Source organism: Thioalkalivibrio sp. ALR17-21 (assembly GCF_000420185.1).
GTDB classification, from domain to species: domain Bacteria; phylum Pseudomonadota; class Gammaproteobacteria; order Ectothiorhodospirales; family Ectothiorhodospiraceae; genus Thioalkalivibrio; species Thioalkalivibrio halophilus.
In genome coordinates, this window is the sequence record NZ_ATUL01000013.1 from 16,463 (window position 1) to 40,095 (window position 23,633).

25 protein-coding genes are annotated in these 23,633 nt (G+C 65.6%); 15 read left to right on the forward strand and 10 right to left on the reverse strand.

Going from position 1 to position 23,633, the window contains the following annotated elements; all coding sequences use genetic code 11:
* Nucleotides 1-305: 305 nt before the first annotated feature.
* The 14 genes from speE to urtE all read left to right on the forward strand — a co-directional run bounded on the left by speE (nucleotide 306) and on the right by urtE (nucleotide 13,283).
* Entirely contained in the window at nucleotides 306-1,157 is an 852-nt protein-coding gene (gene speE, locus G020_RS0108275; protein ID WP_024329283.1) for a polyamine aminopropyltransferase, read from the forward strand.
* 340 nt (nucleotides 1,158-1,497) lie between these two features.
* Nucleotides 1,498-2,097, forward strand: a complete 600-nt coding sequence (locus G020_RS0108280) for a HupE/UreJ family protein (RefSeq protein WP_019591525.1) — start codon at nucleotides 1,498-1,500, stop codon at nucleotides 2,095-2,097.
* A 10-nt stretch (nucleotides 2,098-2,107) separates the two neighbouring features.
* On the forward strand, nucleotides 2,108-2,971 hold the full coding sequence (locus tag G020_RS0108285) for an urease accessory protein UreD (protein WP_019591526.1): 864 nt from the start codon (nucleotides 2,108-2,110) through the stop codon (nucleotides 2,969-2,971).
* A 14-nt stretch (nucleotides 2,972-2,985) separates the two neighbouring features.
* Nucleotides 2,986-3,288 (forward strand): urease subunit gamma, encoded by a 303-nt coding sequence (gene ureA, locus G020_RS0108290; protein ID WP_018869210.1) that lies wholly within the window; start codon nucleotides 2,986-2,988, stop codon nucleotides 3,286-3,288.
* Between the two features lie 13 nt (nucleotides 3,289-3,301).
* Entirely contained in the window at nucleotides 3,302-3,622 is a 321-nt protein-coding gene (locus G020_RS0108295; RefSeq protein ID WP_019591527.1) for an urease subunit beta, read from the forward strand.
* Nucleotides 3,619-5,325: an urease subunit alpha gene (ureC, locus tag G020_RS0108300; protein ID WP_019591528.1), complete on the forward strand. Its 1,707-nt coding sequence runs from the start codon at nucleotides 3,619-3,621 to the stop codon at nucleotides 5,323-5,325. Before G020_RS0108295 ends, ureC begins: the two co-directional genes overlap by 4 nt.
* A gap of 7 nt (nucleotides 5,326-5,332) precedes the next feature.
* Nucleotides 5,333-5,797 (forward strand): urease accessory protein UreE, encoded by a 465-nt coding sequence (gene ureE, locus G020_RS0108305; RefSeq protein ID WP_019591529.1) that lies wholly within the window; start codon nucleotides 5,333-5,335, stop codon nucleotides 5,795-5,797.
* Nucleotides 5,781-6,497, forward strand: a complete 717-nt coding sequence (locus G020_RS0108310; RefSeq protein WP_019591530.1) for an urease accessory protein UreF — start codon at nucleotides 5,781-5,783, stop codon at nucleotides 6,495-6,497. Before ureE ends, G020_RS0108310 begins: the two co-directional genes overlap by 17 nt.
* 21 nt (nucleotides 6,498-6,518) lie before the next feature.
* Complete coding sequence (gene ureG, locus G020_RS0108315; RefSeq protein ID WP_019591531.1) at nucleotides 6,519-7,148, forward strand: urease accessory protein UreG; 630 nt, start codon at nucleotides 6,519-6,521, stop codon at nucleotides 7,146-7,148.
* Between the two features lie 245 nt (nucleotides 7,149-7,393).
* A complete protein-coding gene (gene urtA, locus G020_RS0108320) occupies nucleotides 7,394-8,743 on the forward strand; it encodes an urea ABC transporter substrate-binding protein (RefSeq protein ID WP_019591532.1) in 1,350 nt (449 codons plus the stop codon).
* A gap of 93 nt (nucleotides 8,744-8,836) precedes the next feature.
* Nucleotides 8,837-10,570 (forward strand): urea ABC transporter permease subunit UrtB, encoded by a 1,734-nt coding sequence (gene urtB / locus G020_RS0108325; protein WP_019591533.1) that lies wholly within the window; start codon nucleotides 8,837-8,839, stop codon nucleotides 10,568-10,570.
* 12 nt (nucleotides 10,571-10,582) lie between these two features.
* Nucleotides 10,583-11,674: an urea ABC transporter permease subunit UrtC gene (gene urtC, locus G020_RS0108330; protein ID WP_019591534.1), complete on the forward strand. Its 1,092-nt coding sequence runs from the start codon at nucleotides 10,583-10,585 to the stop codon at nucleotides 11,672-11,674.
* Entirely contained in the window at nucleotides 11,671-12,522 is an 852-nt protein-coding gene (gene urtD, locus G020_RS0108335; RefSeq protein WP_019591535.1) for an urea ABC transporter ATP-binding protein UrtD, read from the forward strand. Before urtC ends, urtD begins: the two co-directional genes overlap by 4 nt.
* Nucleotides 12,523-12,593: 71 nt before the next feature.
* Nucleotides 12,594-13,283 (forward strand): urea ABC transporter ATP-binding subunit UrtE, encoded by a 690-nt coding sequence (gene urtE / locus G020_RS0108340; protein WP_019591536.1) that lies wholly within the window; start codon nucleotides 12,594-12,596, stop codon nucleotides 13,281-13,283.
* Nucleotides 13,284-13,303: 20 nt separating this feature from the next.
* Here urtE and fetB read toward each other — a convergent pair whose 3' ends face one another.
* From fetB to G020_RS0108390, 10 genes are all read right to left on the reverse strand, one after another.
* On the reverse strand, nucleotides 13,304-14,110 hold the full coding sequence (fetB, locus tag G020_RS0108345; protein WP_019589969.1) for an iron export ABC transporter permease subunit FetB: 807 nt from the start codon (nucleotides 14,108-14,110) through the stop codon (nucleotides 13,304-13,306).
* The gene (locus G020_RS0108350) at nucleotides 14,101-14,721 is read right to left on the reverse strand and encodes an ATP-binding cassette domain-containing protein (RefSeq protein ID WP_019591537.1); all 621 of its coding nucleotides are present in this window, start codon (nucleotides 14,719-14,721) and stop codon (nucleotides 14,101-14,103) included. Before G020_RS0108350 ends, fetB begins: the two co-directional genes overlap by 10 nt.
* Nucleotides 14,722-14,898: 177 nt before the next feature.
* Nucleotides 14,899-16,065: an NAD(P)/FAD-dependent oxidoreductase gene (locus G020_RS0108355; protein WP_231363055.1), complete on the reverse strand. Its 1,167-nt coding sequence runs from the start codon at nucleotides 16,063-16,065 to the stop codon at nucleotides 14,899-14,901.
* 16 nt (nucleotides 16,066-16,081) lie between these two features.
* A complete protein-coding gene (locus G020_RS0108360; RefSeq protein WP_018946703.1) occupies nucleotides 16,082-16,480 on the reverse strand; it encodes a RidA family protein in 399 nt (132 codons plus the stop codon).
* Nucleotides 16,481-16,648: 168 nt separating this feature from the next.
* Nucleotides 16,649-18,091: an FAD/NAD(P)-binding protein gene (locus G020_RS0108365; protein ID WP_024329284.1), complete on the reverse strand. Its 1,443-nt coding sequence runs from the start codon at nucleotides 18,089-18,091 to the stop codon at nucleotides 16,649-16,651.
* Complete coding sequence (locus G020_RS0108370; protein WP_024329285.1) at nucleotides 18,091-18,411, reverse strand: 2Fe-2S iron-sulfur cluster-binding protein; 321 nt, start codon at nucleotides 18,409-18,411, stop codon at nucleotides 18,091-18,093. Before G020_RS0108370 ends, G020_RS0108365 begins: the two co-directional genes overlap by 1 nt.
* A gap of 15 nt (nucleotides 18,412-18,426) precedes the next feature.
* Nucleotides 18,427-19,260: an ABC transporter ATP-binding protein gene (locus G020_RS0108375; protein WP_029681248.1), complete on the reverse strand. Its 834-nt coding sequence runs from the start codon at nucleotides 19,258-19,260 to the stop codon at nucleotides 18,427-18,429.
* The gene (locus G020_RS0108380) at nucleotides 19,257-20,189 is read right to left on the reverse strand and encodes an ABC transporter permease (protein WP_024329286.1); all 933 of its coding nucleotides are present in this window, start codon (nucleotides 20,187-20,189) and stop codon (nucleotides 19,257-19,259) included. The genes G020_RS0108375 and G020_RS0108380 overlap by 4 nt, the downstream gene beginning before the upstream one ends.
* On the reverse strand, nucleotides 20,179-21,396 hold the full coding sequence (locus tag G020_RS0108385) for a DUF1116 domain-containing protein (protein ID WP_024329287.1): 1,218 nt from the start codon (nucleotides 21,394-21,396) through the stop codon (nucleotides 20,179-20,181). The genes G020_RS0108380 and G020_RS0108385 overlap by 11 nt, the downstream gene beginning before the upstream one ends.
* A gap of 13 nt (nucleotides 21,397-21,409) precedes the next feature.
* Entirely contained in the window at nucleotides 21,410-22,657 is a 1,248-nt protein-coding gene (locus tag G020_RS0108390; protein ID WP_024329288.1) for an NAD(P)/FAD-dependent oxidoreductase, read from the reverse strand.
* 354 nt (nucleotides 22,658-23,011) lie between these two features.
* Here G020_RS0108390 and G020_RS0108400 point away from each other — a divergent pair, with 354 nt between their 5' ends.
* Complete coding sequence (locus G020_RS0108400; protein ID WP_081647402.1) at nucleotides 23,012-23,629, forward strand: TetR/AcrR family transcriptional regulator; 618 nt, start codon at nucleotides 23,012-23,014, stop codon at nucleotides 23,627-23,629.
* Nucleotides 23,630-23,633: the final 4 nt, after the last annotated feature.

Consider the following 23,633-nt stretch of genomic DNA (forward strand, 5'->3'; position numbering starts at 1 on the left):
ATCCCGTCATTGCGAGGAGCGGCCCTCTGGTCCCGTCATTGCGAGGAGCGAAGCGACGCGGCAATCGCCTTCCATGTCCCCCGGGACATCGAGGGGCTGGCCGGTCTCCGGCGCGCTGCCCGTCGTTCAGGAGATTGCTTCGTCGCTTCGCTCCTCGCAATGACGGAATGAGGCGGCGGCTCCGGATGACAGAATCAGAAGACGGCCCTCGCAATGACGGCGGGCTCGGAGTTGCCCGCAGGATACAGGGCACTATCATGGCGGCGCATCCTACCGTTCACCCATGCACAAGGGGAGCCCGCCCGATGGCACTCGACGACAACTGGTTCACCGAGCCCGACCGCGACATCGCGATGTCCCTGCGCATCACGAAAAAGCTCCACGAGGAGCAGACGCCCTATCAGAAGATCGAGATCTTCGAGACCACGGGCTTCGGCAACCTGATGGTGATCGACGGCTTCGTGATGCTCACCGGCCGCGACAACTTCATCTACCACGAAATGATGTCGCATCCGGTCCTGTATTCGCACAACGCACCGAAGAACGTGGTGATCATCGGCGGCGGCGACTGCGGCACCCTGCGCGAGGTACTCAAGCACGACGAGGTGGAAAAGGCCACGCAGGTGGATATCGACGAACGCGTGACCCGCCTGTCCGAGCAGTACTTCCCCGAGCTGTGCGACGCCAACGACGACCCGCGCGCCGAACTCCTGTTCGACGACGGCATCCAGTACATCAAGGACGCGGAACCGGGCTCCATCGACGTGATCATCGTCGACTCCACCGACCCGGTCGGCCCGGCCGAAGGCCTGTTCTCCGCGGATTTCTACCGCGACTGCGTAAAGGCGCTGGGCTCCGATGGCCTGCTGGTGCAGCAGAGCGAATCCCCGCTGCTGCACACCGACAGCATCCTGCGGCCGATGCATGACAGCCTGCGCATGACCGGCTTCATCGACGCCCTCACCATGCATTTCCCGCAGCCCACCTACCCCTCCGGCTGGTGGACCTGCACCATCGCCTCCAAGGACGCCCCGGTCGCCTTCCTGCGCGAGGAAGCCGCCGAGGAGATCCCGTTCGTCACGCACTACTACAACGCGGCCATCCACCGCGCCGCCGGCGCCACCCCGGAATTCTTCCGCCGCAAGCTGTTCGCCTGATCCGGCCGCGCCGGTCCGCCACCCCGGCGCCGGGCCGGCGCGGGGTGGCGGCTTCAGCCGGGAGTAACGCCTCTGCATGCCTTCCGGCATCCGCCCGGCATCAGCAGACACCGCCTCGAAACCTCCCGCGCTCGCACACTCTCAGGGCAGCCTGATCCATCTTGATGCAACCCCGAGACGGGCTGCACCACGACGGAACATTCGCTGCGCGGATCGCCCCCCCGTAACCCGCCTCCACGCTCCACAATCCCTCCCGGGAAGCCATGGCATGGCTCCTGCTTGCACGGGTTACGGCCGGCGCATTCCTGCGCGCCGCACCGAGATTCCAGCGAGGAGAACCATGCTGCATCGACGCTGCATCGCATTCGTTGTTCTGTTTCTTGCGCCCGTGATGGCGCTGGCCCATCCCCACCACGGGCACCACGTCCACGAACAAGCGGGCTTCGCTGCGGGTTTTCTGCACCCGTTCACCGGCCTCGATCACCTGCTGGTCCTGCTCGGAATCGGGTTCTGGATGGCCCGCTCACAGCGAATCCCGGGCACTCTGATCTCCGGCACGGCGGTACTGGCCACTCTGGCTCTCGCCTTCGCCGTGGGGGTGGCGCAAGGACCACTGCCGACCGTCGAATTCGGCATCCTCGCCTCGCTGTTGCTGACCGGCGTGCTGGTCTTTCTCGGCACGCGTCTCCCGCTGGTGGTGACCGCCGCGATCGCGGCCGGCTTCGCCGCGCTGCACGGCTTCGCCCACGGTGCCGAAATGGCGGCCGACCTGTCCGCACTGAGATTCGCCGCCGGTTTCCTGCTGGCCAGCGCCCTGCTGCTGACCGCCGGCGCACTGGCCGCCTCCCGGATACGCGATACGGCTCTCGATCGCCCGGTGGGACAGGCAGCCGGAGGGGCCATGGTCGCCGCCAGCGTCTATCTGTTGCTGGTGGTCTAGCGGCGTGGACATGACCCCCGTGGAACTGGCTGGCGCTACAGAGACCGTCCCGGAGACCCGGGACGGATGGCTCGGGCGCCTGGAGCTGAGCTTCGCCTCGCGTGGCGGACGGACCCGGCTGGCCCGCCGCCGTCACGAGGGCCCGCTGCTGGTGCAGCGAAGCTTCTTCCCCGAAGGCGATGTCTGCCACTGCTACGTGATCCATCCCCCCGGGGGCGTCGCCGGCGGCGATCGCCTGCAGCTGGAAGCGGAGCTGGACGCCGGCAGCCGGGCGCTGCTGACCACCCCTGCCGCGGCCAAGTTCTACCGGACGCAGGCAGCCAGCGCCCGCCAGGAACAAAGCTTCACGGTGGGGCCCGACGCGAGCCTGGAGTTCCTGCCGACGGAAACCATCCTGCACGGTCGCTCCCGCGTGATGCTGCACAACCACTTCCGCCTGGGACCCGGCGCCCGCCTGTGCACCTGGGATGTCCTGTGCCTGGGACGCCCGGCGCATGGCGACCACTACGAGGGCGGAGTGTGCACCCAGGATCTGTGGATCGAGCGCGACGGCCGACCGCTGGTACATGACCGCCTTGATCTGGCCCACGGCGATCCGCTGCTGAGCCGCCCCTGGGGCCTCGACGGCTTCCCCGTGGTGGGCCAGCTGGTGGCCACCCCGGCCCCCGAGGGACTCGAACCGGCACTGCGCGAGCATCTCGGAACGCCCGACGCCCTGCGCCTGGGCATCTCGCTGATCGGGGATGTCCTGTTCCTGCGTTGTCTGGGCCATGGCGCGGAGACCGTGCGCGCGCTGCTGCAGCGGGCCTGGGCCTTCCTGCGCGAGCCGGTCATCGGGCAGCCCCCGTGCATACCCCGTATCTGGAACACCTGACCACCGGAAGATCCATGGAACTGACCCCACGCGAGAAAGACAAGCTGCTGCTGTTCACGGCCGCCCTGCTGGCGGAACGCCGCCAGGCGCGCGGGCTGAAGCTGAACTACCCGGAGGCCATGGCGCTGATTTCGGCGGCCATCCTCGAGGGGGCCCGCGACGGCCGTTCGGTCGCGGAGCTGATGAGCCTGGGCGGCGAGGTGCTGACCCGTGACGACGTACTCGAAGGCGTCCCGGAGATGATTCCGGAGGTACAGGTCGAGGCGACCTTCCCGGACGGGGTCAAGCTGGTCACCGTTCACGAACCCATCCGTTAAGAGGAAGCGCCCGATGATCCCCGGTGAACTCCTGCCCGCGGACGGCGACATCACCCTGAACGCCGGCCGCGACACCGTCACCCTGGAGGTGGCCAACAGCGGCGACCGGCCCGTCCAGGTCGGTTCTCACTATCACTTCTTCGAGACCAACAACGCCCTGCGCTTCGACCGCGAGCGCGCGCGAGGCTTCCGCCTGGACATACCGGCGGGAACGGCCGTGCGTTTTGAACCGGGCCAGACCCGCAGCGTGCAGCTGGTGGCCTACGCCGGGGAGCGCCGGGTGTTCGGATTCCAGGGCCGCATCGGTGGCCCGCTGGACGGAGATGCGCAATGAGCCAGACCATTCCCCGCCGCGCCTATGCCGAGATGTTCGGCCCCACCACCGGTGACCGCCTGCGCCTCGGCGACACCGCGCTGCTGATCCAGGTGGAGCGCGACTGGACCGTCTACGGCGACGAGGTCAAGTTCGGCGGCGGCAAGGTGATCCGCGACGGCATGGGCCAGAGTCAGCGGCACGACGAAGCCGTGGTGGACACCGTGATCACCAACGCGGTCATCCTCGACTACTGGGGCGTGGTCAAGGCCGATGTCGGCCTGAAGCAGGGCCGGATCCACGCGGTGGGCAAGGCCGGCAACCCGGATACCCAGCCGGGTGTCGACATCGTCATCGGTCCGGGAACCGAGGTCATCGCCGGCGAGGGCCGGATCCTGACCGCCGGTGGCATCGATGCCCATATCCACTTCATCTGTCCGCAGCAGATCGAAGAGGCCCTGACCTCCGGCATCACGACCATGGTGGGTGGCGGGACCGGCCCCGCCACCGGCACCAACGCCACGACCTGCACCCCCGGACCCTGGCACATCCAGCAGATGCTGAAGGCCGCCGAGGCATTCCCGATGAACCTGGGCTTTCTGGGCAAGGGGAACGCCAGCGAACCCGGCGCCCTGCACGCGCAGGTCAAGGCGGGGGCACTGGGCCTGAAGCTGCACGAGGACTGGGGCACCACCCCGGCCTCGATCGACTGCGCCCTGTCGGTCGCCGACGCGCACGACATCCAGATCTGCATCCATACCGACACCCTGAACGAATCCGGCTTTGTCGAGGACACCCTGGCGGCATTCAAGGGGCGCACCATCCACACCTATCACACCGAGGGCGCCGGCGGCGGCCATGCCCCGGACATCATCAGGGCCTGCGGCGAGGCCCACGTCCTGCCGTCCAGCACCAATCCCACGCGGCCGTTCACGGTGAACACCATCGACGAACACCTGGACATGCTGATGGTCTGCCACCACCTGGATCCGCACATCGCGGAGGACGTCGCGTTCGCCGAGAGCCGGATCCGGCGCGAGACCATCGCCGCGGAGGACATCCTGCACGACCTCGGTGCGTTCTCGGTGATCGCCTCGGACTCACAGGCGATGGGACGCGTGGGCGAGGTGATCCTGCGGACCTGGCAGACCGCCCACAAGATGAAGACCCAGCGCGGCTCGCTGGCCGGCGACCCGGCCGAGCACGACAACTTCCGCGCACGGCGCTATGTCGCCAAATACACCATCAATCCCGCTCTGGCGCATGGCATGGCCCACGAAGTGGGCTCCGTCGAGCCCGGCAAGCTGGCCGATCTGGTCCTGTGGGATCCGGCCTTTTTCGGCGTCAAGCCGGCGCTGATCATCAAGGGCGGGATGATCGCCTCGGCCCCGATGGGCGACCCCAACGGCTCCATCCCCACGCCACAGCCGGTGCATTACCGGCCGATGTTCGGCAGCTACGGCCCGGCCATGACCGGCACCTCCGTCAGCTTCGTCTCACAGGCCGCCCTGACCGCCGGGATCGGCGACCAGCTGGGTCTGGAGCGAAGGCTGGTCGCGATCCGCGGCTGCCGCGAGATCGGCAAGCAGGACATGCGGCTGAACGACTGGCTGCCGAAGATGGAAGTGGACCCGGAGACCTACGAGGTCCGTGCCGACGGCGAGCTTCTGACCTGCGAACCCGCTACCGAGCTGCCGCTGAGTCAGCGTTACTTCCTGTTCTGAGGTCCCCATGATTCACCTGATCGAACGCGCCGATAGCGCCCCGACCACCGTGACCGGAACCCTGCATCTGCCGGTCGAGACCCGGATGAAGAGCCGCTTCCGGGCCACCCTCGACACCGGCGACGAGGTCGGCGTATTCCTCGAGCGGGGCGGCATGCTGCGCGACGGGTCCGCCCTGCGCGCGGACAGCGGCGAGTGGGTCACAGTGCGTGCCGCGCCGGAACCCGTCAGCACCGTGTACTGCGAGGACCCGCTGCTGCTAGCACGCGCGACCTACCACCTCGGCAACCGCCACATTGCCCTGCAGATCGACCCGGGCCGGCTGCGTTACCTGCACGACCACGTGCTGGACGACATGCTGCGCGGCATCGGACTCGATCCGATCTTCGAGCACGCCCCGTTCGAGCCGGAGGCCGGCGCCTACGGGCACGGACACGCCCACGGCGGTCACGGCCATGGCCATTCGCACTGATCCGGGGCTGACTGACCCGGAACTGACTGACCCGGGCCTGGCACGGCGACGTCTCTGGCAACTGGTGAGCCCCACGCTGCCGGTCGGGACCTACAGCTATTCCGGCGGCATGGAATGGGCCATCGAAGCGGGCTGGCTCGCGGACGAGGACGCGGTGGCCGACTGGATGCAGGGCCAGATCCGCCACAGCCTGAGCCGGATCGACATCCCCCTGCTCGCACGCCTGCACCGGGCCTGGCTGGAGGACGACGACGAGGCCGTCGAACGGTTCAGTGCGTGGCTGGGCGCCAGTCGCGAGACCCGCGAACTGCGCGCCGAAGACCGTCACCTCGGGCAGGCGCTGGCGCGTCTGCTGTCCGAGCTCGATCTGAACGAGGCCGACCGGTGGCAGGGTCATCCCGAAGCCACCTGGGCCACGCTGTTCGCGCTGGCGCTGGCGCGCTGGTCCATCCCGGTCGAGGAAGGAGCCGAGGCGATTCTCTGGTCCTGGTGCGAGAACCAGGTCGCGGCCGCGATCAAGCTGGTCCCGCTGGGGCAGACCGCCGGTCAGCGCCTGCTCCACCGCCTGGCCTCGACCATCGGCGGGGCTGCACGGGAGGGGCTTGCGCGGGACGACGCGGCGATTGGCGGCACGGCCCCCGGTGTCGCCATCGCCAGCGCCCTGCACGAAACCCAGTATTCACGCCTGTTCCGCAGTTAGCGAAATTCCCGGGAGGCACCCATGTCACTGAATCCCCGAGTCCTGCGCGTCGGCATCGGCGGGCCGGTCGGCTCCGGCAAGACGGCCCTGCTCCAGGCCCTGTGTCAGCGCATGCGCGAGACGTACAGCATCGCCGTGGTCACCAACGACATCTACACCCGCGAGGATGCCGAGTTCCTGACCCGCCACGACGCGCTGGAGGCCGAACGCATCGTCGGGGTGGAAACCGGCGGATGCCCGCACACGGCGATCCGCGAGGATGCCTCGATGAACCTGTCGGCCCTGGCCGACCTCGGCATCCGTTTTCCCGGCCTCGAGGTGGTATTCGTCGAGAGCGGCGGCGACAACCTGTCCGCGACCTTCAGTCCGGAGCTGTCCGATCTGACGATCTACGTGATCGACGTCTGCGCGGGCGACAAGATCCCGCGCAAAGGGGGGCCCGGCGTGACCCGTTCCGACCTGCTGGTGATCAACAAGATCGATCTCGCCGAGGGGGTCGGTGCATCGCTGGAGGTCATGGACCGCGACAGTCGGCGCATGCGCGGCGAGCGCCCGTTTGTCTTCACGAACATGCGCACGGGCGAGGGCCTGGATGAAGTCGTCCGGTTCATCATCGAGCATGGGATGCTCCCCGCCAGGGAATCGGCCTGAGCAGCGACCGCCCGGCGGACGATGCACACCCGTGCGGCAACCTCCGCCCCATCACGAGACAGATGCACCATGTGCATGCAGTCCGCCCTCCCCTCCCGACCGGAGATGACTGCGGACACCGGGCGCAAGACCCCGTTTTCCGTTCATGGCACACAGCTTGCTGCCCCGGGAATGTCCGGCGCCGGTATTACGGAGTGCCGGGTTGTTCCCTGGAAACGATCCCTAGCGGAGAACGGAGACAGTCGATGCATCCAAACACGAGCCACCCCCCGCAAATTTCGCTCGCGCGCCGGGCCACCCGCACCGCCACCGGTGTCGCACTGGCCCTGGGCCTGGCAACCGGCGGAGGCATAACCGCACAGGCCGACGAAGATCCGATCAAGGTGGGCATCCTCCACTCGCTGTCGGGTACGATGGCCATCAGCGAGACGTCCCTCCGGGACGTGGCCCTGATGACCATCGAGGACATCAACGAAAACGGCGGCCTGCTGGGCCGCGAACTCGAACCGGTGGTGATGGACCCCGGCTCCGACTGGCCCACCTACGCCGAACACGCCCGTGAGATGATCGAGCGCGAGAACGTGGACGTCATCTTCGGCTCGTGGACATCAGTGTCCCGTGAAGCGGTCCTGCCGGTCCTCGAGGAACTCAACGGGCTGATGTTCTACCCGGTTCAGTACGAGGGCGAGGAGTCCTCGCGCAACATCTTTTACACCGGCGCCGCGCCGAACCAGCAGACCCTGCCCGGCGTGGAATATCTGATGAGCGACGAGGGCGGCGGCGCCGAGCGCTTCTTCCTGGTCGGCACTGACTACGTCTTCCCGCGGACCACCAACCGCATCGTGCGTGCCTATCTGAATGCCCACGGGATTTCGGACGACGCCATCGAGGAGGTCTACTTCCCGTTCGAACATGCCGATTTCCAGACCCTGGTCAGCGACATCGACAGCTTCTCCCAGGATGGCCCCACCGCGGTGATCAACACCATCAACGGCGACTCCAACGTCGCGTTCTATCAGGAGCTCGCGAACCAGGGGATCGACCCCATCGACGTTCCGGTACTGGCGACCTCGGTGGGCGAGGAAGAACTCCGCGGCATGGACACCGACCCCCTCGCGGGCCACCTCGCCGCCTGGAACTACTTCATGTCCATCGAGACCCCGGAGAACGAACGCTTCACCGAGCGGTGGATGGAATACGTGGAACAGGAAGGCCTGTCCGGTGGTTCCGACCGGGTGACCAATGATCCGATGGAGGCCACGCACATCGGCATGCGCATGTGGGCCCAGGCGGTCCTGCAGGCGGGGACCACGGATGTCGACGCCGTCCGCCAGGCGGTGTACGGGCAGTGCGTCGCTGCGCCGTCGGGATTCGAGGTGTGCATGGACGACGAGAATCACCATCTGCACAAGCCCGTGATCATTGGCGAAATCCAGCCGGATGGTCAGTTCTTCCCGGTCTGGGAAACCGATGACGTGGTCCGCGCCGAACCCTGGAGCGACTACGTCGAAGGTAACGAAGACCGTGTGGCGAACTGGCGCTATCCCTGGGTCTGCGGCGACTGCGAAGAACCCACCTACGACCTGCGCTTCTGAGTCCGGGTACGTCCGGCCGGCACCACACCGGTGCCGGCCTTCCCGATTGCCCCCCCGCGCATCCGTGGCGGGGCACCCTGAGGAGAGAGAATCATGCGACTCACCGCACGTGTCGCCAACGGCCTGCTGTGCGCGCTGCTCGTGACGCCCCTGCTGTCACCGGGCGCATCGGCGGCCATGGAAGAAGCCCGGGAACAGGCCGAGCAGCTCGAAGAAGAGCAGGAAGAACAACTGGAAGCCGAACTGGCCGAAGTCAGCGACGAAGGGCTTGCCGAAGATACCGCAGAACTCCTGAGGGCCATGGCCACTCAGGACATCCGGGCGCTGCAGGCCGCCATCGAGGACATCGCGGCCAGTCAGGACGCGGACACGCTGCCCGCCCTGCTGGCGCTGCGCGACCGTCGGCTGTTTTTCACCGATGACGAGACCCTGATCATCGAGGATGCCCGCGACGGGACATTCCGGGAGGCCATTACCGGTGAACCCCGGGAGGATCTGGACGCAGGCGATCTGAACGAACCACGTGCGACCAACCCCATCCGCCGGGTGCTGCGCCCGACCATCGGCGCGCTGCAGATCTTCGCGGACGACCCGGCCGCCCGCCTCGCCGCAGCCGAAGAACTGGCGGAACGCCCCCGTCCGGAGATGCGCGACGCCATCATCGCCGCCCTCGACGAGGAAACGGCCGCGGAAACGGAACGCCTTCTGAACATTGCCCTGGCCCAGCTGGACCTCGACAGCGAGGACGATGCCCGTCGGCTGGAAGCCGTCGAGATCGTGGCCGAGGTCCGGGCCAGCCGCCTGCGCAGCGACCTGCAGTCCCTGCTGGAACGCGACGACGACGGCCAACCCGTCGAGACGAACCCGGAGATCCGCGAAGCCGCCGCGGCCGGGGTTCGCGCAATCGAGCAGCGTGAACGCACGGCCCGCTTCGTGTCCGACCTCGTCTACGGACTTTCGATGGGCAGCGTGCTGCTGCTGGCCGCCATGGGTCTGGCGATCATCTTCGGGCTGATGGGCGTGATCAACATGGCCCACGGCGAACTGCTGATGGTCGGGGCCTACACGACCTTCATGACCCAGGCACTGTTCGCCCTTCTCATCCCGCAGTACTTCCATTACTACCTGATCGCGGCCGTCCCACTGGCCTTTCTGACGGCCGGTGCCGTGGGCATTGCCATGGAACGCGGCGTGATCCGTTTTCTTTACACCCGTCCGCTGGAGACGCTGCTGGCCACCTGGGGCATCAGCCTGGTCCTGATTCAGTCCGTCCGCATGATCTTCGGTGCACAGAACGTCAGCGTCGCCAGCCCGCCGTGGTTCTCCGGCAGCGTGCAGATCATGCAGGGGGTCAGTCTGTCGACCTCGCGCGTCGGGGTCATCGTGTTCGCGATCTTCGTCGTCGGGCTGGTCTGGGTGCTGATGAACCGGACGCGTCTGGGCCTCGAGGTCCGCGCGGTCATGCAGAACCGGGACATGGCCGCCTGTCTGGGCGTCCCGGCGCGCCGGGTCGACATGTGGACCTTCGGCATGGGCGCCGGCGTGGCCGGCCTGGGCGGGGTCGCGCTGTCCCAGATCGTGAACGTGGGCCCGGAGATGGGCCAGAACTACATCGTGGAGTCGTTCATGGTCGTCGTGCTGGGCGGCGTGGGCAGTCTGTTCGGTCCCGTGCTGAGCGCGCTGGGGATCGGCGTGACCACCAAATTCCTGGAACCGGCGGTCGGCGCCGTACTCGGCACCATCATCGTGTTCGCCGCCATCATCCTGTTCATTCAGTGGCGTCCTCAGGGGATCTTCGCCCTGAAGGGCCGCTCGGCCGACGATTAGGAGACCGTCTTCATGCATTCGTCCAGCGCAATCTCCCATCTCGGCCGGCTGCACGGCGGGACCGCCTGGGTCATCCTCGCGATCCTCGCGTTCCTGGCACTGGTGGTGGTCCCGGTGCTGTACTGGTTCGTGCCCCCCGATTCCCCGTTCCACATGCCGGGCTGGATGGTCACCCTCGCGGGTCGTTTCCTCGCCCTGGCCATGGTCGCCCTGGCCCTGGATCTGATCTGGGGCTACACCGGGATCCTGTCCCTGGGCCACGGGGTCTTCTTCGCCATGGGCGGCTACGTGATGGGCGCCCATCTCACGCGGGTCAGCTACGAGGACCGCCTGCCCAACTTCCTGCAGTGGCTGGATTACAGCGACTGGCCCTGGTACTGGGCGGGCTTCGATTCGTTCCTCTTTACCCTGCTGATGATCGCCCTGGTCCCCGGGGTGCTGGCGTTCGTGTTCGGCGTACTGGCGTTTCGTTCCCGGGTCCGGGGGGTGTATTTCGCCATCATTACGCAGGCGCTCACCTTCGGCGGGATGCACCTGTTCTTCCGCACCGAGACGGGGTTCGGCGGCGACACCGGACTGACGAACTTCACCTATCTGCTGGGGCTCGATCTCGGCACCCCGCAGGCCCGGCTGGTCCTGTTCTGGGTCTCGGCCCTGGCACTGATCCTGGCCTACCTGCTGTGCCGCTGGATCGTGACCTCCAAGCTCGGGCGGGTCCTCACGGCCGTGCGGGACGCCGAGAACCGCGTGCGCTTCACCGGTTACGATCCGCTGCGCTACAAGCTGTTCGTCTGGGTGGTCTCCGCGGTCCTGTGCGGGGTCGCCGGCGCGCTCTACGTCCCGCAGACCGGCGTCATCAACCCCTCGGAGATGGTGCCCTCCGCATCCATCGAGATGGCGATCTGGGTCGCGCTGGGGGGCCGCGGAACGCTGGTCGGGGCCATCCTCGGCGCCGGCGTGGTGAACGTGGTCAAGACCTGGGCCACCAGCGCGCACCCCGATCTCTGGCTGTTCATCCTCGGCGGCATCTTCATCTTCGTCACGCTGCTGATGCCACGCGGGGTGATCGGCCTGTTTTCCCGCCGCAAGGAGGGCAAGGCATGAACGGCGTGTCGCAAAGTCTCGAACGGTTCCGCGAGACGATGCGCCGGGACCGGGTGTTCGACCTCGTCAACAACCCCGCGGAGAACCCGGCGCTCGACGTCTCGCACGGCATGGCGCTGTACCTGGAGGGCATCACCAAGTCGTTCGACGGATTCCGCGCGCTGGATGACCTCACCCTGTACATCGGCGACGGCGAACTGCGCTGCATCATCGGCCCGAACGGGGCCGGCAAGACCACCCTGATGGACGTGATCACCGGCAAGACCCGTCCGGATGCGGGCACCGCGTGGTTCGGCAACCGGATCAATCTGCTCCGTCTGAAGGAACACGAGATCGCGGGCAAGGGGATCGGGCGCAAGTTCCAGAAGCCGACCGTCTTCGAAAACCATTCGGTGCACGAAAACCTGGAGCTGGCTCTGCACGCCGACCGCGGCCTGCTGACCAGCCTGACCTGGAAACTGAACGGCGAACAGCGGGATCAGCTGGACGAGACCCTGGAGCTGATCGGCCTGACGGAGCGGCGCGACGCCCCGGCCGGGTCGCTGTCGCACGGGCAGAAACAGTGGCTGGAAATCGGGTCGCTGCTGATGCAGAAGCCGCGCCTGCTGCTGGTGGACGAGCCGGTGGCCGGGATGACCGGCCAGGAGACCGAGGCGACCGCCGAACTGCTGACCAGCCTCGCCGGCCGCCATTCCGTGGTGGTGGTGGAACACGACATGGACTTCGTGCGGTCCATCGCCCGCCAGGTCACGGTCCTGCATCAGGGCAGCGTGCTCGCCGAGGGCCGCATGGACGAAGTTCAGGCCGATCCGCGCGTGCGCGAGGTCTACCTGGGCGAGGAGGACTGAGTCGTGGCACCGATCCATACCGGGACCATCCGCACGCCCGCGTCTCGAACATTCCACGGGAGGACCTGAACGTGCTTCGGATCGAAGGCCTCAACCAGTATTACGGCGGCAGCCACATCCTGCGCGACATCGACCTGGACATCTTTGAAGGCAGGACCAACTGCCTGATGGGCCGCAACGGGATGGGCAAGAGCACGCTCCTGAAATGCGTGATGGGCCTGCTGCCGATCGCGAGCGGGAAGATCCTGTTTCAGGGCGAGGACATCAGCCGCCGCAAGCCCCACGAACGCGGGCGGCTGGGTCTGGGCTACGTGCCCCAGGGCCGGGAGATCTTCCCGCGCCTGACGGTGGAGGAAAACCTGCAGGTCGCCCTCGCCAGCAAACGCTCCCGCGACATCCCGGAACGAGTGTATGAACTCTTCCCGGTGCTCAAGGACATGGCACGCCGCCGCGGTGGCGACCTGTCGGGCGGGCAGCAACAGCAGCTGGCGATCGGCCGTGCCCTGGTGCTGAACCCCTCCATCCTGCTGCTGGACGAACCGATCGAGGGCATCCAGCCGAACATCGTGCGCGAGATCAGCGACGTCATCCGGCTGCTCAACACCGAGATGGGCCTGACGATCCTCCTGGTCGAACAGAAGCTGCCGTTTGCCAGGGCCACCGCCGACCGCTTCGACATCATCAACAACGGCCAGATCGTGGCCGGCGGCGAGATGGGCGAACTGAGCGATGACCTGGTCCGGGAGCACCTGACCGTCTGACGCGTTCCGTTCGTTCGTCTTCAGGTGTGGCGTCCGGGCTTCAGACGGTCCAGGCGCAGACGCTGGCGGTGGTCGAACAGGCGGCTGGATGCGAACCACACCGCGCCGATGGCGCCGAAGCCGGTGCCGGCGGCGATCAGGAACATGATCAGGATCTGGTACTTGACCGCCTCCACCGGCGGCGCGCCGGCGAGGATCTGTCCGGTCATCATGCCCGGCAGGCTGACGATGCCCGCGGCGGCCATCGCGTTGATGGTGGGCATCAGTCCGGAACGCGCCGCCTCGCGGCGCATGGTGGTGACGGCCTCGCTCCACGACGCCCCCAGCGCCAGCCGGCCCTCGATGGTGCGCCGCTCGCGCCAGACGTTCTGCGTGAGCCGGTCCAGGCCCAGGGCGATGCCGGTCATGGTGTTGCCCAGCAGCATCCCCAGCAGCGGGATCGCGTACTGCGGCTCCCACCACGGGCTGGGGCCGACCATGGTCGTCAGTGCCAGCACCGTAATCGCGAACGAGGACACGAACATGGTGGCCGCGCCGATCCCGTAGCCCCAGATCCCGGCAAAACGTCGCTGCTGGCGGGCCATCACCTCGTAACCGGCCACCGCCAGCATCACCACCGCCATCAGCGCGACCCATCCCAGGTGGGCATGGTCGAACAGGGTCTGCAGCACCAGGCCCACCAGCAACAGCTGGATTACGGTGCGCACGGCGGCGATCAGCAGGGTACGGCCCACGCCCATGCGGGCCCACATGGTCACGCCGGCGAGCAGCACCACCAGTACCGCCGCCAGCGCGAGGTCGAACGGGCTGAGCCGGATCAGGTCCATGATGTGCCCTCCGGCCGGCCGTCACTCAGCGTCAGGATGCGTCCGCCCAGACGGTCGCGCTGCTGGGTGTCGTGGGTGACCCACAGGGCCGCGGCTTCGCGTTCGGCCATCCAGGCCCGTACCAGCCGCTCGAAGCGGCGGGTGTTCTCCAGGTCGAGGTTGGCGGTGGGTTCGTCCAGCAGCAGCACGCGCGGCCCGGTCAGCAGGGCCCGCAGCAGCCCCAGTCGCTGCTTCTCGCCACTGGACAGCCGCTCCACCTCCCAGTCCAGGGCGCCGTGTTCCAGCCCCAGATGCTCGAGGAAGGACTCGGCATCCTCGCGCGCCCAGTCCGCGGGCAGATGCTCGTCCACGCGATCGCCCCACCAGGCGGTCTCCGCCGGGACATAGGCCACCTGCCGGCGCCACTGCGGCGGCGTCAGCGCATCGCGCGCCTGCCCGTCCAGCCACACCTCGCCGGTGTTCGGATCCAGATCGGCGATCGCCCGCAGCAGCAGCGACTTCCCCGCACCGGAGGCGCCGGTGATCTGCACCAGCTCACCGGGCTGCAGCCTGAGGGACAGCGGCCCCAGACGTTCGGTTTGGAGGTGACTCACCTCGAGAAGGCAATCCATCAATGATCGGGCCCCGCTATCACGAGGAACGAATGGTAACCTGCCCGGCAAGCCTTGCATGCATTCCGGTCGGCACCGGCGCCGGCGACCCAGGGCAGGCCAGTCCGGTTCGACCGGACTCGCGAGACGCGCTCCCCGGCGGGACTGAAACCCTTCCACTCGTTACGAGCGGGTCTCTCACCCCCCGGGGACTGGCGCGCCCTTGCGGATAGCGGCCTTGCCCCGAACAAATGCCGATGGATGGTTCACCGCCTCAACCACCTGCACACGGCCCTCCCCGTCGGTGTGATACACCGCAAACACCTCCTCGTCCATGTTCCCCGCGATCTCCGTCGTCCAGTCACCGCCCGGCAGGCCGGCCACCTGAACCTTGTATTCGTACTGATGGGTCCAGAAATTGAAGACGTCGCGTCCGGGATCCGGCCGTCCTGTCAGATGCGCCGCCAGGCGACGGGCCTGCCCCACCGCGCCACTGACCGATTCAAGCCGCAGGCCCTCGTCCTGACCGGACTCATGGATCACCGAGCAGTCACCGATCGCATGGATGCCCGGCACCCCGGTGAACCCGAATTCGTCGACTCGAATCCCCCTGTCGCAAGCCAGCCCGCATTCCACCCCGAGCTCGTCACGCGGTGCAGCCCCGACCCCCAGCACGACCAGGTCCGCCTCATGCACCATCCCGTCCGCCGTGGTGACGCCCCGACAACGGGAATCCCCTTCGATCTTCTCCACCCTGGCCCGGAGATTCACCTCCACACCCTTTCCTTCATGGATCCTTCGCATGAAAGCGCCGATCGTCGGACTGACCGACCGCGACATCACCTCTGCCCCCGCCTCAAGAACCGCGACCTCCAGGCCCATGCGCCTTGCACTGGCCGCCACCTCGAGGCCGACGTACCCGCCGCCGACAAGAAGCACTCTGCTGCTCCTCCCGAACGCCTCGCGAAGACTGATCGCATCTTCCAGCGAGCGCAGCGTGCACACCCCCGGAAGATCCGCCCCTTCAATCGGAGGAACGACCGGCGCAGCGCCGGTAGCGATGACGAGTTTCTCGAACCGGACGCTCGACCCGTCATCCAGCAGTACCTCACGGGCTTGCGGGTCGACCCGCACCACCTTTCTTCCGAGCAGCAGCTGAATGCCCCGCTCCTCGTAGAATCTTTCCGGACGAAGAGCAATCTCCTCCGGCTGCTGGGCGCCATCCAGAACGCCCTTGGAGAGTGGCGGCCTGTGATAGGGAGCCCGGTCCTCCTCGGAGATGATGGAGACCCTCTCCTCGTATCCGTTCTGAACCAGATGGGCCGCAAGTTCCGCAGCCGCGTGCCCACCGCCCACGATCACCACACCGCCACTCTTCATCTTATTTTCCTCGGTACAGGACCATGTCGATCTCCACGAGGGCGTCGCGCCCGAGCGCGGCCACACCAACGGTCGTCCTGGCAGGAAGCGTGTCCCGCTCGAAATATTGGGTATAAACGGTATTCATCCCGGCAAAATCTTCGTGGAACCGGGTCAGGAACATCCGCACATAGACTGCATCGGTGAACTTGTAGCCGGCCTGATCGAGAATCTCCTGGATATTCTTAAAAACCAGCTCGGTCTGAGCGACGATGCCCTCCGGAAGAGGAGCGCCGTCATTGTACGGGTCGATCGGCAACTGGCCGGTCACATAAAGCCATCCATCCGCCTCGACCGCATGGTGATAGGGAGCGACCGGCGCCGGGGCCGATTCGACATTGTGATAACTGATGCTGCTCATGGTTTCTCCTTTATCAAACATTAGCGATTTGCATTTTTAATCACCCTCCGTGGCGGGCCTCTCAAGGACACGCCTCATGCCGCCGGGAACGGCGGCAACCACGCGACAGCGCCCAGGGCGCCTGCCCGGCTCCATGCCGGGCGCCCCTCACTCCATATGGAGAGAATCTCAGAGCATCGCTCGCTCTTCGTCCGGTGATGTCTGCGCTTCAGGCAAGGGGTCCCTTTTAATCACACGGGACAGCGCGGCGGTCTGCGCCGCAATCTCGGGAACGCCCATGACCTCGCCGAACACCGAACGCGTCAGGGGGCCGGCGGCATAAAGCCCGGGCACCACTTCATGGTCCGAATCCAGCACCCGACATTGCTGATCAACCTGGACGCCCAGGCCCAGCGAATCGGCCGCGATCATTTCCTTTTGCAGCAGTCCCGAGAACAGGGGGTCACGTGACCGCCGGATATCACTCACGGGGCCGATGCAGTTAACCAGCGAGTCCGCGGAAAACGTTCTGGCTTCTTCCGAGCCCCTCGGCCTGATCCCCACGCGGAACCGGTCTTCACTTGCATCCAACCGAACGCCGACGATGGATCCTGCCGTCACGGTGAGCTGACCGCTGGAGCGTGCATCCGCCAGAACCTGCAGGACCTGCGGGGACAGGCGGTAACGGTGCGTATCCCAGTACGGGCGCAGATGACGGAGGACCGAGCGACGCTCCCGCATCGACCACTGCGGCCAGATCGTCGGCAGCGCCGCACGCACGCCTTCGATCACCGGTTGCCACTCCATTCCCCGGCTCTCCGCATCCCCGAGCATGGAGCGGATGATCCGCAGGAACTTCGCGGGGCCGGGCGTCTCGCCCCCCGGGCATGGATCGATCGGGACGGGTTCGTACGAGCAACCGTGCGGGCGGGGCAGCAGGCCACGCCGGGATACGGCCCGGATGGGACCCACGTGGCCTCGGTCCAGCAGGCCCACCACCGTGTCTGCCATGGTCAGGCCCGTACCAAAAATCAGCACCTCGTCGCGCGTTCCGATACGCCCGAGCGCTTCGCGTTTCCACGGGTCGTCCACCCGACGGGGATGATCAAGGACCGCCTCGTCTGCGGCCCAGGGAAACTGCGGCGACCCGTGGCTGTTGCAGAGGACCAGCCGCCGGGCTACGAGCGATTGACCGTTCGCTGCCTCAACCCGAAAACCACCGGAGACCCGTTCCACGACCCTCGCGGCAGAAGGGACCGTCTCCACAGGCAAGGGGTGTGCGGCGAGCCGCTCCTCCACATATCGTCCGAAATCGCCCCGCGCGGGATACAAATGCCCGTCCGCGCCTCTGGCATCCGGATCGAATTCGTCGACGCCCGCCTCGTGCAAGCACCACTGCAGGAAATCGTCAGGCGCATCCGCAAAGACGGTCATCTTTTCGGCCGGCACGTTAATGCGGTGCAACGGGTCTGCGGTGTCATAGGCGAGCCCGTAGCCCAGCCGCCCCCGTGGTTCGAAGAAAGCGATCGAGAGATCCGCTTTCTCGCGAGCCAGGTGGAGGGCGAGCGACGTCCCGGTAAATCCGCCGCCCACGACGGCAAGGTCAAAGACGCGGCCCATCGCCGGTTCCATCAGAACTGCTCTTCGGGCAGAAACACCCGAAGCCCTTCATGGTCCGGTTCGATGTTCACCTGGCAGGAGAGGCGGCTGTTGTCCCGCCGGTCTTCACGTGCAGAGAGGAGTTCATCCTCCATGGGGTTGGGCGGACCGATCCGCTCGGACCAGTCATCATCCACATAGACATGGCACGTAGCACAGGCGCAATCCCCGCCACAATCGGCCAGTATCCCCGGCACGCCATTCCCCACGGCGGATGCCATCAACGAGGATCCGACCTCGGCTTCCACTTCGTGGGTCTGGCCGTCACTTTCGACAAAAATCACATTTGGCATCTTGGTCAACCTCTTTCAGTTTTTGCTGCCGCCGGCCGCACCCAGGATCTCTCGTTCCTCGGCGGTAAATTCTCCCCTTGTAACCTCGCGCTCCAGGTGATTCTCCAGTTGTGCGTGCAACTCCCGCATGCCGTCATCGAAGGGGTCTCTTGGACGCGGAAGATCAACGTCGATGATGTCCGAAACACGCCCGGGCGAACCCGTCACAAGAACAATCCGGTCGGCGAGCGCGAGCGCTTCATCCAGGCTGTGCGTCACCATCACGACCGAACACCCGGTTTCTTCCCACGTCATGAGGAGGTACTGGTGCATGAGCTTCTTGGTCTGGTGATCGAGGGCTGCGAACGGCTCATCCAGAAGCAGCAGCCGAGGACTCAGGGCGAAGGCACGCACCAGCGCAACCCGCTGTTTCATCCCACCGGAAAGCTGCATGGGGTATTTTTGGATGCAGCCCCCCAGGCCGACGGCGCCCAGAAGCGCCTTTGCCCGTTTTCGTGCCTCGGCAGGGCGGCAACCCTGGTTGCGCAGGGCGAATGCGACGTTCCCCTGGGCCGAAAGCCACGGAAAAAGGTTGTAGCTTTGAAACAGGAGCGCGGTCTTCGGAGTGGGACCCAGGGCCTGTCGACCATTCGCAAACACATAGCCTTCGTCGGGCGAGGACAGGCCCGCCGCCATCCCCAGAAGGGTGCTTTTTCCGCAGCCACTGGGTCCGATGACGACGGTAAAACTTCCTCGAGGGACACGGAAGTTCACATTCTCAATGGCAGGCTGGCCATCGAATTTCTTCGTCACATCCTCGAAGATCACTTCGGCATCCTGAGCTGGAACGTTGCGCGCATGATCATTCATTGCTGGGACCCCCACCATGCAGCCTTTTTCTTCAACAGAACCAGGGCTCGATCGATCGCGAAGCCAAGGAATCCGATCGTAATGATGCCTACCATGACAAGCTTCATGTTATACATCTGCTGCCCCAGCATGATGAGATAGCCAAGGCCGGAATCGATGCCCGCCATCTCGCCGGCCAGGACCGCCATCCACGCGGCAAAAAAACTCAATCGGGCAGTCTCGATGAGAGTCGGGGCGGCCGACGGCAGAATGACATGCGTCCACAGACGCACCCCCCGGGTCCCCAGGTTGCGGGCGACCATCAGATATTCCTGCGGGGTATTTTCGATCGCAGTCACGACCGAGATGGTCATCGAACCTATAATGGCCATGAAAACCACGAATATGGCCGCCGGACCGCCAATACCGACAATGGCGATTGCAAAAGGAATCCATGCAACCGGCGAGATGGGGGCGATGGTCTGCACGATGGGCAGGACCAGATTCCGGAATGGTCGAACCAGGGAAATCATGACCCCGATAACAATGGCCACGGTGACCCCAAGGACAAAACCGAGGGCAATACGACCCAGGGTGTCCAGGACGGCACCACCGTAGGTCAGTTGCTGCGTACCAATACCGGCAGGAGCAGGGCCCGACAAAAGGTACGGGATCGTTTCGCTGGGCGGCGGCAGGATGCGGCCGTGCACCCAGTGGAAATGGACCGCCACTTCCCAGAGAACGCCAATCAGAAACCAGGCCAGCAGAAACCAGACGACCGTTGACACGGTTCCGCGCAGGTCACGCCAGCGCAACGCAAGCCAGGTACCGAGCGAGTGGGCCGACGGCCGGGAACCATCGCCTTGAGCGAGGGACCCCGCGTCCGAGGGCTCTGTGGCGGAAGCCGGTACTGGCTGAGAATGCGAGTCGACATCGGGACTATGGCGCATCAGTAATCTCCTGCAGGGTTTGCACGGCCCGCGAAAAACAGGCAACCGGCGCCCGTACGCGACCAATGCCAATCCAGCCGGTGGCGCCGTCGCGGTGGGCGATACCGGTATGGATCAGAAGGCCGGCATGCGAGCGGGCAACTTCCCGCGCGTCGAGGCCAAGGCCATAGTCCCGTGCGTCGGGGATATCCGGCGGCGCAAACCACGGATTTGCGGTGAGAAACCAGGAACGCTGGACAACGGCATCACGGTCGGCCTGATCCTGCGCGACGCCCAGCTTGCGATTGAGCGCCGGGGCCGAGAACGCCGCACCTCCGCCCAGGCCGATCGTCTCCATGATCGCGCTGTCTCCGAGGTCGGGCTGGCAGTCGTCCGGCGTGAAGGTCCCGAACAACTGGCCGCGAGGCAGATTGGACGGGGCGCAGAACCAGCGGTCCCCGGTACCGGCGAGCTGGACGCCACATTCATCGCCGTTGCGTGCAACGGCCACCACAATCGAACTGCCGGAGACACCTCTGGCCGTATCCAGGACGAGTTTGGCCGCACCCATCGCGTAGTTGAGGCAGTGCTGGGGGTTTTCGCCAAGCCACGCCGCGACATCCGGCGGCAAACCCTCCAGTGCGTCGATGAAGGCCCGCGTGAAGGCTTCGTTCCTTTGGTGGATGTCATCGCCCTGGCGCAGTCCCTGCGAAACCAGCGGCCAAACGGGCAATCCTCCTTTGGGGAGGGCAGCCGCGATCGCCGGAGCAATCCTTTGCTCGAGTTCCGCGAGGTGGCCAGCTACGCTGGAGCCCCAGACGCCAAAACGAAGACCCTGGCGTCCGCCCTCCGCGAAGGTGGCAAAGGCCGTCTCCGAGCCAGCGCCGTTGCGCACCTCCATCACGGGTTGAGAGGGTCGGACCACGCCGGCCATGGGAGACACGGTGCCCAGCTCATGATTCGGCGTAAGCCGGATCGAACCTTCGAGAATCAGGCGGCGCCCTTCTTCATGGTTGGTGGCCCAGCTTTCCAGGACCGTCGCGCCCGCGAGTGCGGAAAGCACAACCGGCGGAATCCGTGACGGATCGCGGAACGGCGGCCCGGCATGCCCCAACTGTCGCTCGCCCATGCCGAGGGCCTCTCCAGCGACACGGATCCCGCTCAGGTGCGGCTCGCACGCACGGACCCGCTCCAGGGCCTCCTGATTGGCCACATCCACGCTCGTCATGGAGTCGGAAAGATCAGGCTGTCTTGCGGAGGTCATCTTGGCTCTCGATCGGCGTCAGGACGTCCTCGACACTGGTACCCGTAGTGGCCTCCATTCCGGGGATATTCGGAATGACGTCCTCCCACGGGCGCGACCGACGAGACCAGACGTCGAACAGTCGGCGCGCGGTATCCGGGTCATGCACCAGGGCCTTGAACATGAGTTCCATGGAGGCATGCGTTGGCACCTCGGCCAGATGCTTGCTGAACGCATACAGCTCCCGGGACGCTTCGTGTCGCCACTGCGGGTACTCATCCCGATAGGTACCGCTGCAAATCATCGGTGCGAGGGCCTCGGCGGCATGCAGGGCATCACCAATGCCCTGCGCGGTCGCCGGATGCTTGAAGTGCGCGGCGTCGCCGGTGAGAGCCCAGCCAGCACCGGTGGACCGGCGGTAGAAACCTTCCAGACGGGTGGTGCCCTTTACCTGACTGACCTTTTCGGCCCGCGAAAGCCTGCCCCACAAAGCAGGTACGGATTCCAGTTTGGAGAGATAGAACTCTTCCAGATTCTTGATGGACTTCCGTTCACTCTTGGGCCCGTTGATCGAGACCACATGGTGATCGTTGTCGGAAGGAAAGTGGGTGACGACCCAGGGAGGCTCAAAGAAGAAGTCCTGCGTGTTGCGAACGTCGGCATTCTTCCAGTAAGCAAAGTACTGCATCGTCTCGCTGGGCATGACGGAGTACTTCTCTGCTCCGAGAAGCCGGGCGATCGACGAGTTAGCACCGTCCGCTCCCACCACCACATCGGCGGTCAGACTGAATTCACCCTCGGGGCCGGACGCGGTGACCCCACGAACCGGATCGATGTCGGTCGCTTCACCGATCAGGCCCGTGACCTGGCACCCCTCGAAGACCTCGGCTCCATCAGACCGGGCCTGATCCACCAGGATCGAATCGAGGGTGATCCGCCGCACACAGATCGCCCAGTCACGCCCTGCAATAGGCGTGTGGGGGGCGACTACCATCTGTCCGTCATAATGCCAGGCGGTATACAGGGGGGGCGGACCATTCTCCAGCACCCGGTCGAGGACCCCGAGTTCGTCCATCCGCTTGAGCGTATTGGGATAGACAACATGGGTCGAAAGCGTGTCCGACGGGAACGTCGTGCGATCGAGCACAGCTACTTTCTGACCCGCACGCGCAAGCTGTATGGCCAAGGAGCTGCCCGCCACACGCGCCCCCACGATGATGGTGTCGTAATGCTTGGCTTCCGGCATGTCCGTCTCCTTCGTTGCTTCCTCGCCTGGCAAAGACCGGCTCACCGGGCGATGAGCTTGTATCGTGAATAATAAAGAGACCGGTCTTTCTACTAGGTGCCAATGCAGAGACCATGCCAACCCTTTACAAACCGCAGAATCAGAACCTTAAGAAACGCAAAACGGGTTGCCCGATACCCCGAGGCCCCATGGGCGGGCCCCATCAGCGAGCAGTTGCACCCCGATGTGGCATTGACGGGACCCCATTCCGAACCGGGCGCCGGGGTCGCTGCACTGCCTCGGAAAAGCGGCAAGCCCGCGTGATGATCGCGTGTTACGATCGCGCTCAGGCTCAGCCATCGGGGTGCACACGACATGGGGCGTCGACCGCGAGATGAAGATCCCAGGGAAATTCTGCTCGACACGGCAACAAGGCTGTTCTGCCGCGACGGCGTCAATTGCACCGGACTCAACCGACTACTCGCCGAAGCCGGGGTCGCGCGAAAGACGCTTTATGAACAATTCGGCTCCAAACAGAATCTCCTCAAGGAGGTTCTGGAGCGGGATGGCCATCGCTGGATGGAATGGTTCGAGAGCCGGCTGGATGCTTTGCCGGGAACCGGGGCAGATCGTGTCGCAGGTGTGTTTGACATCCTGGAGGACTGGTTCCTCCACGAGGAATTCTATGGATGTCCTTTCGTGAACACGGTTGCGGAACATGACAAACGGGCCGACGAATACCGCAGGATGGCGCTGAATCATCGCGATTCGATCAGGCGGGCCATTATCCGGCTATTGCGTGACGAAGGGTTTCCGCGGCCCGAGGAACTGGGCGAACAGCTGACCATCCTCGTCGATGGCGCAACCGTTACAGCCATGGTGACCCGGACAGCGAGTGCTGCCCGGGAAACCAGGGCCATCGCGGAAGTCCTGCTCCGGTCACAACAACCGGTCCGGCAAACATGCGGCGCCGAACATCACGGCACCGCATGATCCA

What these genes read in the sequence shown, in the direction of transcription:
- speE (WP_024329283.1), top strand. Translation starts at nt 306, where the DNA reads ATGGCACTCGACGACAACTGGTTCACCGAGCCCGACCGCGACATCGCG.
- G020_RS0108280 (WP_019591525.1), top strand. Translation starts at nt 1,498, where the DNA reads ATGCTGCATCGACGCTGCATCGCATTCGTTGTTCTGTTTCTTGCGCCC.
- G020_RS0108285 (WP_019591526.1), top strand. Translation starts at nt 2,108, where the DNA reads ATGACCCCCGTGGAACTGGCTGGCGCTACAGAGACCGTCCCGGAGACC.
- ureA (WP_018869210.1), top strand. Translation starts at nt 2,986, where the DNA reads ATGGAACTGACCCCACGCGAGAAAGACAAGCTGCTGCTGTTCACGGCC.
- G020_RS0108295 (WP_019591527.1), top strand. Translation starts at nt 3,302, where the DNA reads ATGATCCCCGGTGAACTCCTGCCCGCGGACGGCGACATCACCCTGAAC.
- ureC (WP_019591528.1), top strand. Translation starts at nt 3,619, where the DNA reads ATGAGCCAGACCATTCCCCGCCGCGCCTATGCCGAGATGTTCGGCCCC.
- ureE (WP_019591529.1), top strand. Translation starts at nt 5,333, where the DNA reads ATGATTCACCTGATCGAACGCGCCGATAGCGCCCCGACCACCGTGACC.
- G020_RS0108310 (WP_019591530.1), top strand. Translation starts at nt 5,781, where the DNA reads ATGGCCATTCGCACTGATCCGGGGCTGACTGACCCGGAACTGACTGAC.
- ureG (WP_019591531.1), top strand. Translation starts at nt 6,519, where the DNA reads ATGTCACTGAATCCCCGAGTCCTGCGCGTCGGCATCGGCGGGCCGGTC.
- urtA (WP_019591532.1), top strand. Translation starts at nt 7,394, where the DNA reads ATGCATCCAAACACGAGCCACCCCCCGCAAATTTCGCTCGCGCGCCGG.
- urtB (WP_019591533.1), top strand. Translation starts at nt 8,837, where the DNA reads ATGCGACTCACCGCACGTGTCGCCAACGGCCTGCTGTGCGCGCTGCTC.
- urtC (WP_019591534.1), top strand. Translation starts at nt 10,583, where the DNA reads ATGCATTCGTCCAGCGCAATCTCCCATCTCGGCCGGCTGCACGGCGGG.
- urtD (WP_019591535.1), top strand. Translation starts at nt 11,671, where the DNA reads ATGAACGGCGTGTCGCAAAGTCTCGAACGGTTCCGCGAGACGATGCGC.
- fetB (WP_019589969.1), bottom strand. Translation starts at nt 14,110, where the DNA reads ATGGACCTGATCCGGCTCAGCCCGTTCGACCTCGCGCTGGCGGCGGTA.
- G020_RS0108350 (WP_019591537.1), bottom strand. Translation starts at nt 14,721, where the DNA reads ATGGATTGCCTTCTCGAGGTGAGTCACCTCCAAACCGAACGTCTGGGG.
- G020_RS0108360 (WP_018946703.1), bottom strand. Translation starts at nt 16,480, where the DNA reads ATGAGCAGCATCAGTTATCACAATGTCGAATCGGCCCCGGCGCCGGTC.
- G020_RS0108365 (WP_024329284.1), bottom strand. Translation starts at nt 18,091, where the DNA reads ATGGAACCGGCGATGGGCCGCGTCTTTGACCTTGCCGTCGTGGGCGGC.
- G020_RS0108370 (WP_024329285.1), bottom strand. Translation starts at nt 18,411, where the DNA reads ATGCCAAATGTGATTTTTGTCGAAAGTGACGGCCAGACCCACGAAGTG.
- G020_RS0108375 (WP_029681248.1), bottom strand. Translation starts at nt 19,260, where the DNA reads ATGAATGATCATGCGCGCAACGTTCCAGCTCAGGATGCCGAAGTGATC.
- G020_RS0108380 (WP_024329286.1), bottom strand. Translation starts at nt 20,189, where the DNA reads ATGCGCCATAGTCCCGATGTCGACTCGCATTCTCAGCCAGTACCGGCT.
- G020_RS0108385 (WP_024329287.1), bottom strand. Translation starts at nt 21,396, where the DNA reads ATGACGAGCGTGGATGTGGCCAATCAGGAGGCCCTGGAGCGGGTCCGT.
- G020_RS0108390 (WP_024329288.1), bottom strand. Translation starts at nt 22,657, where the DNA reads ATGCCGGAAGCCAAGCATTACGACACCATCATCGTGGGGGCGCGTGTG.
- G020_RS0108400 (WP_081647402.1), top strand. Translation starts at nt 23,012, where the DNA reads ATGGGGCGTCGACCGCGAGATGAAGATCCCAGGGAAATTCTGCTCGAC.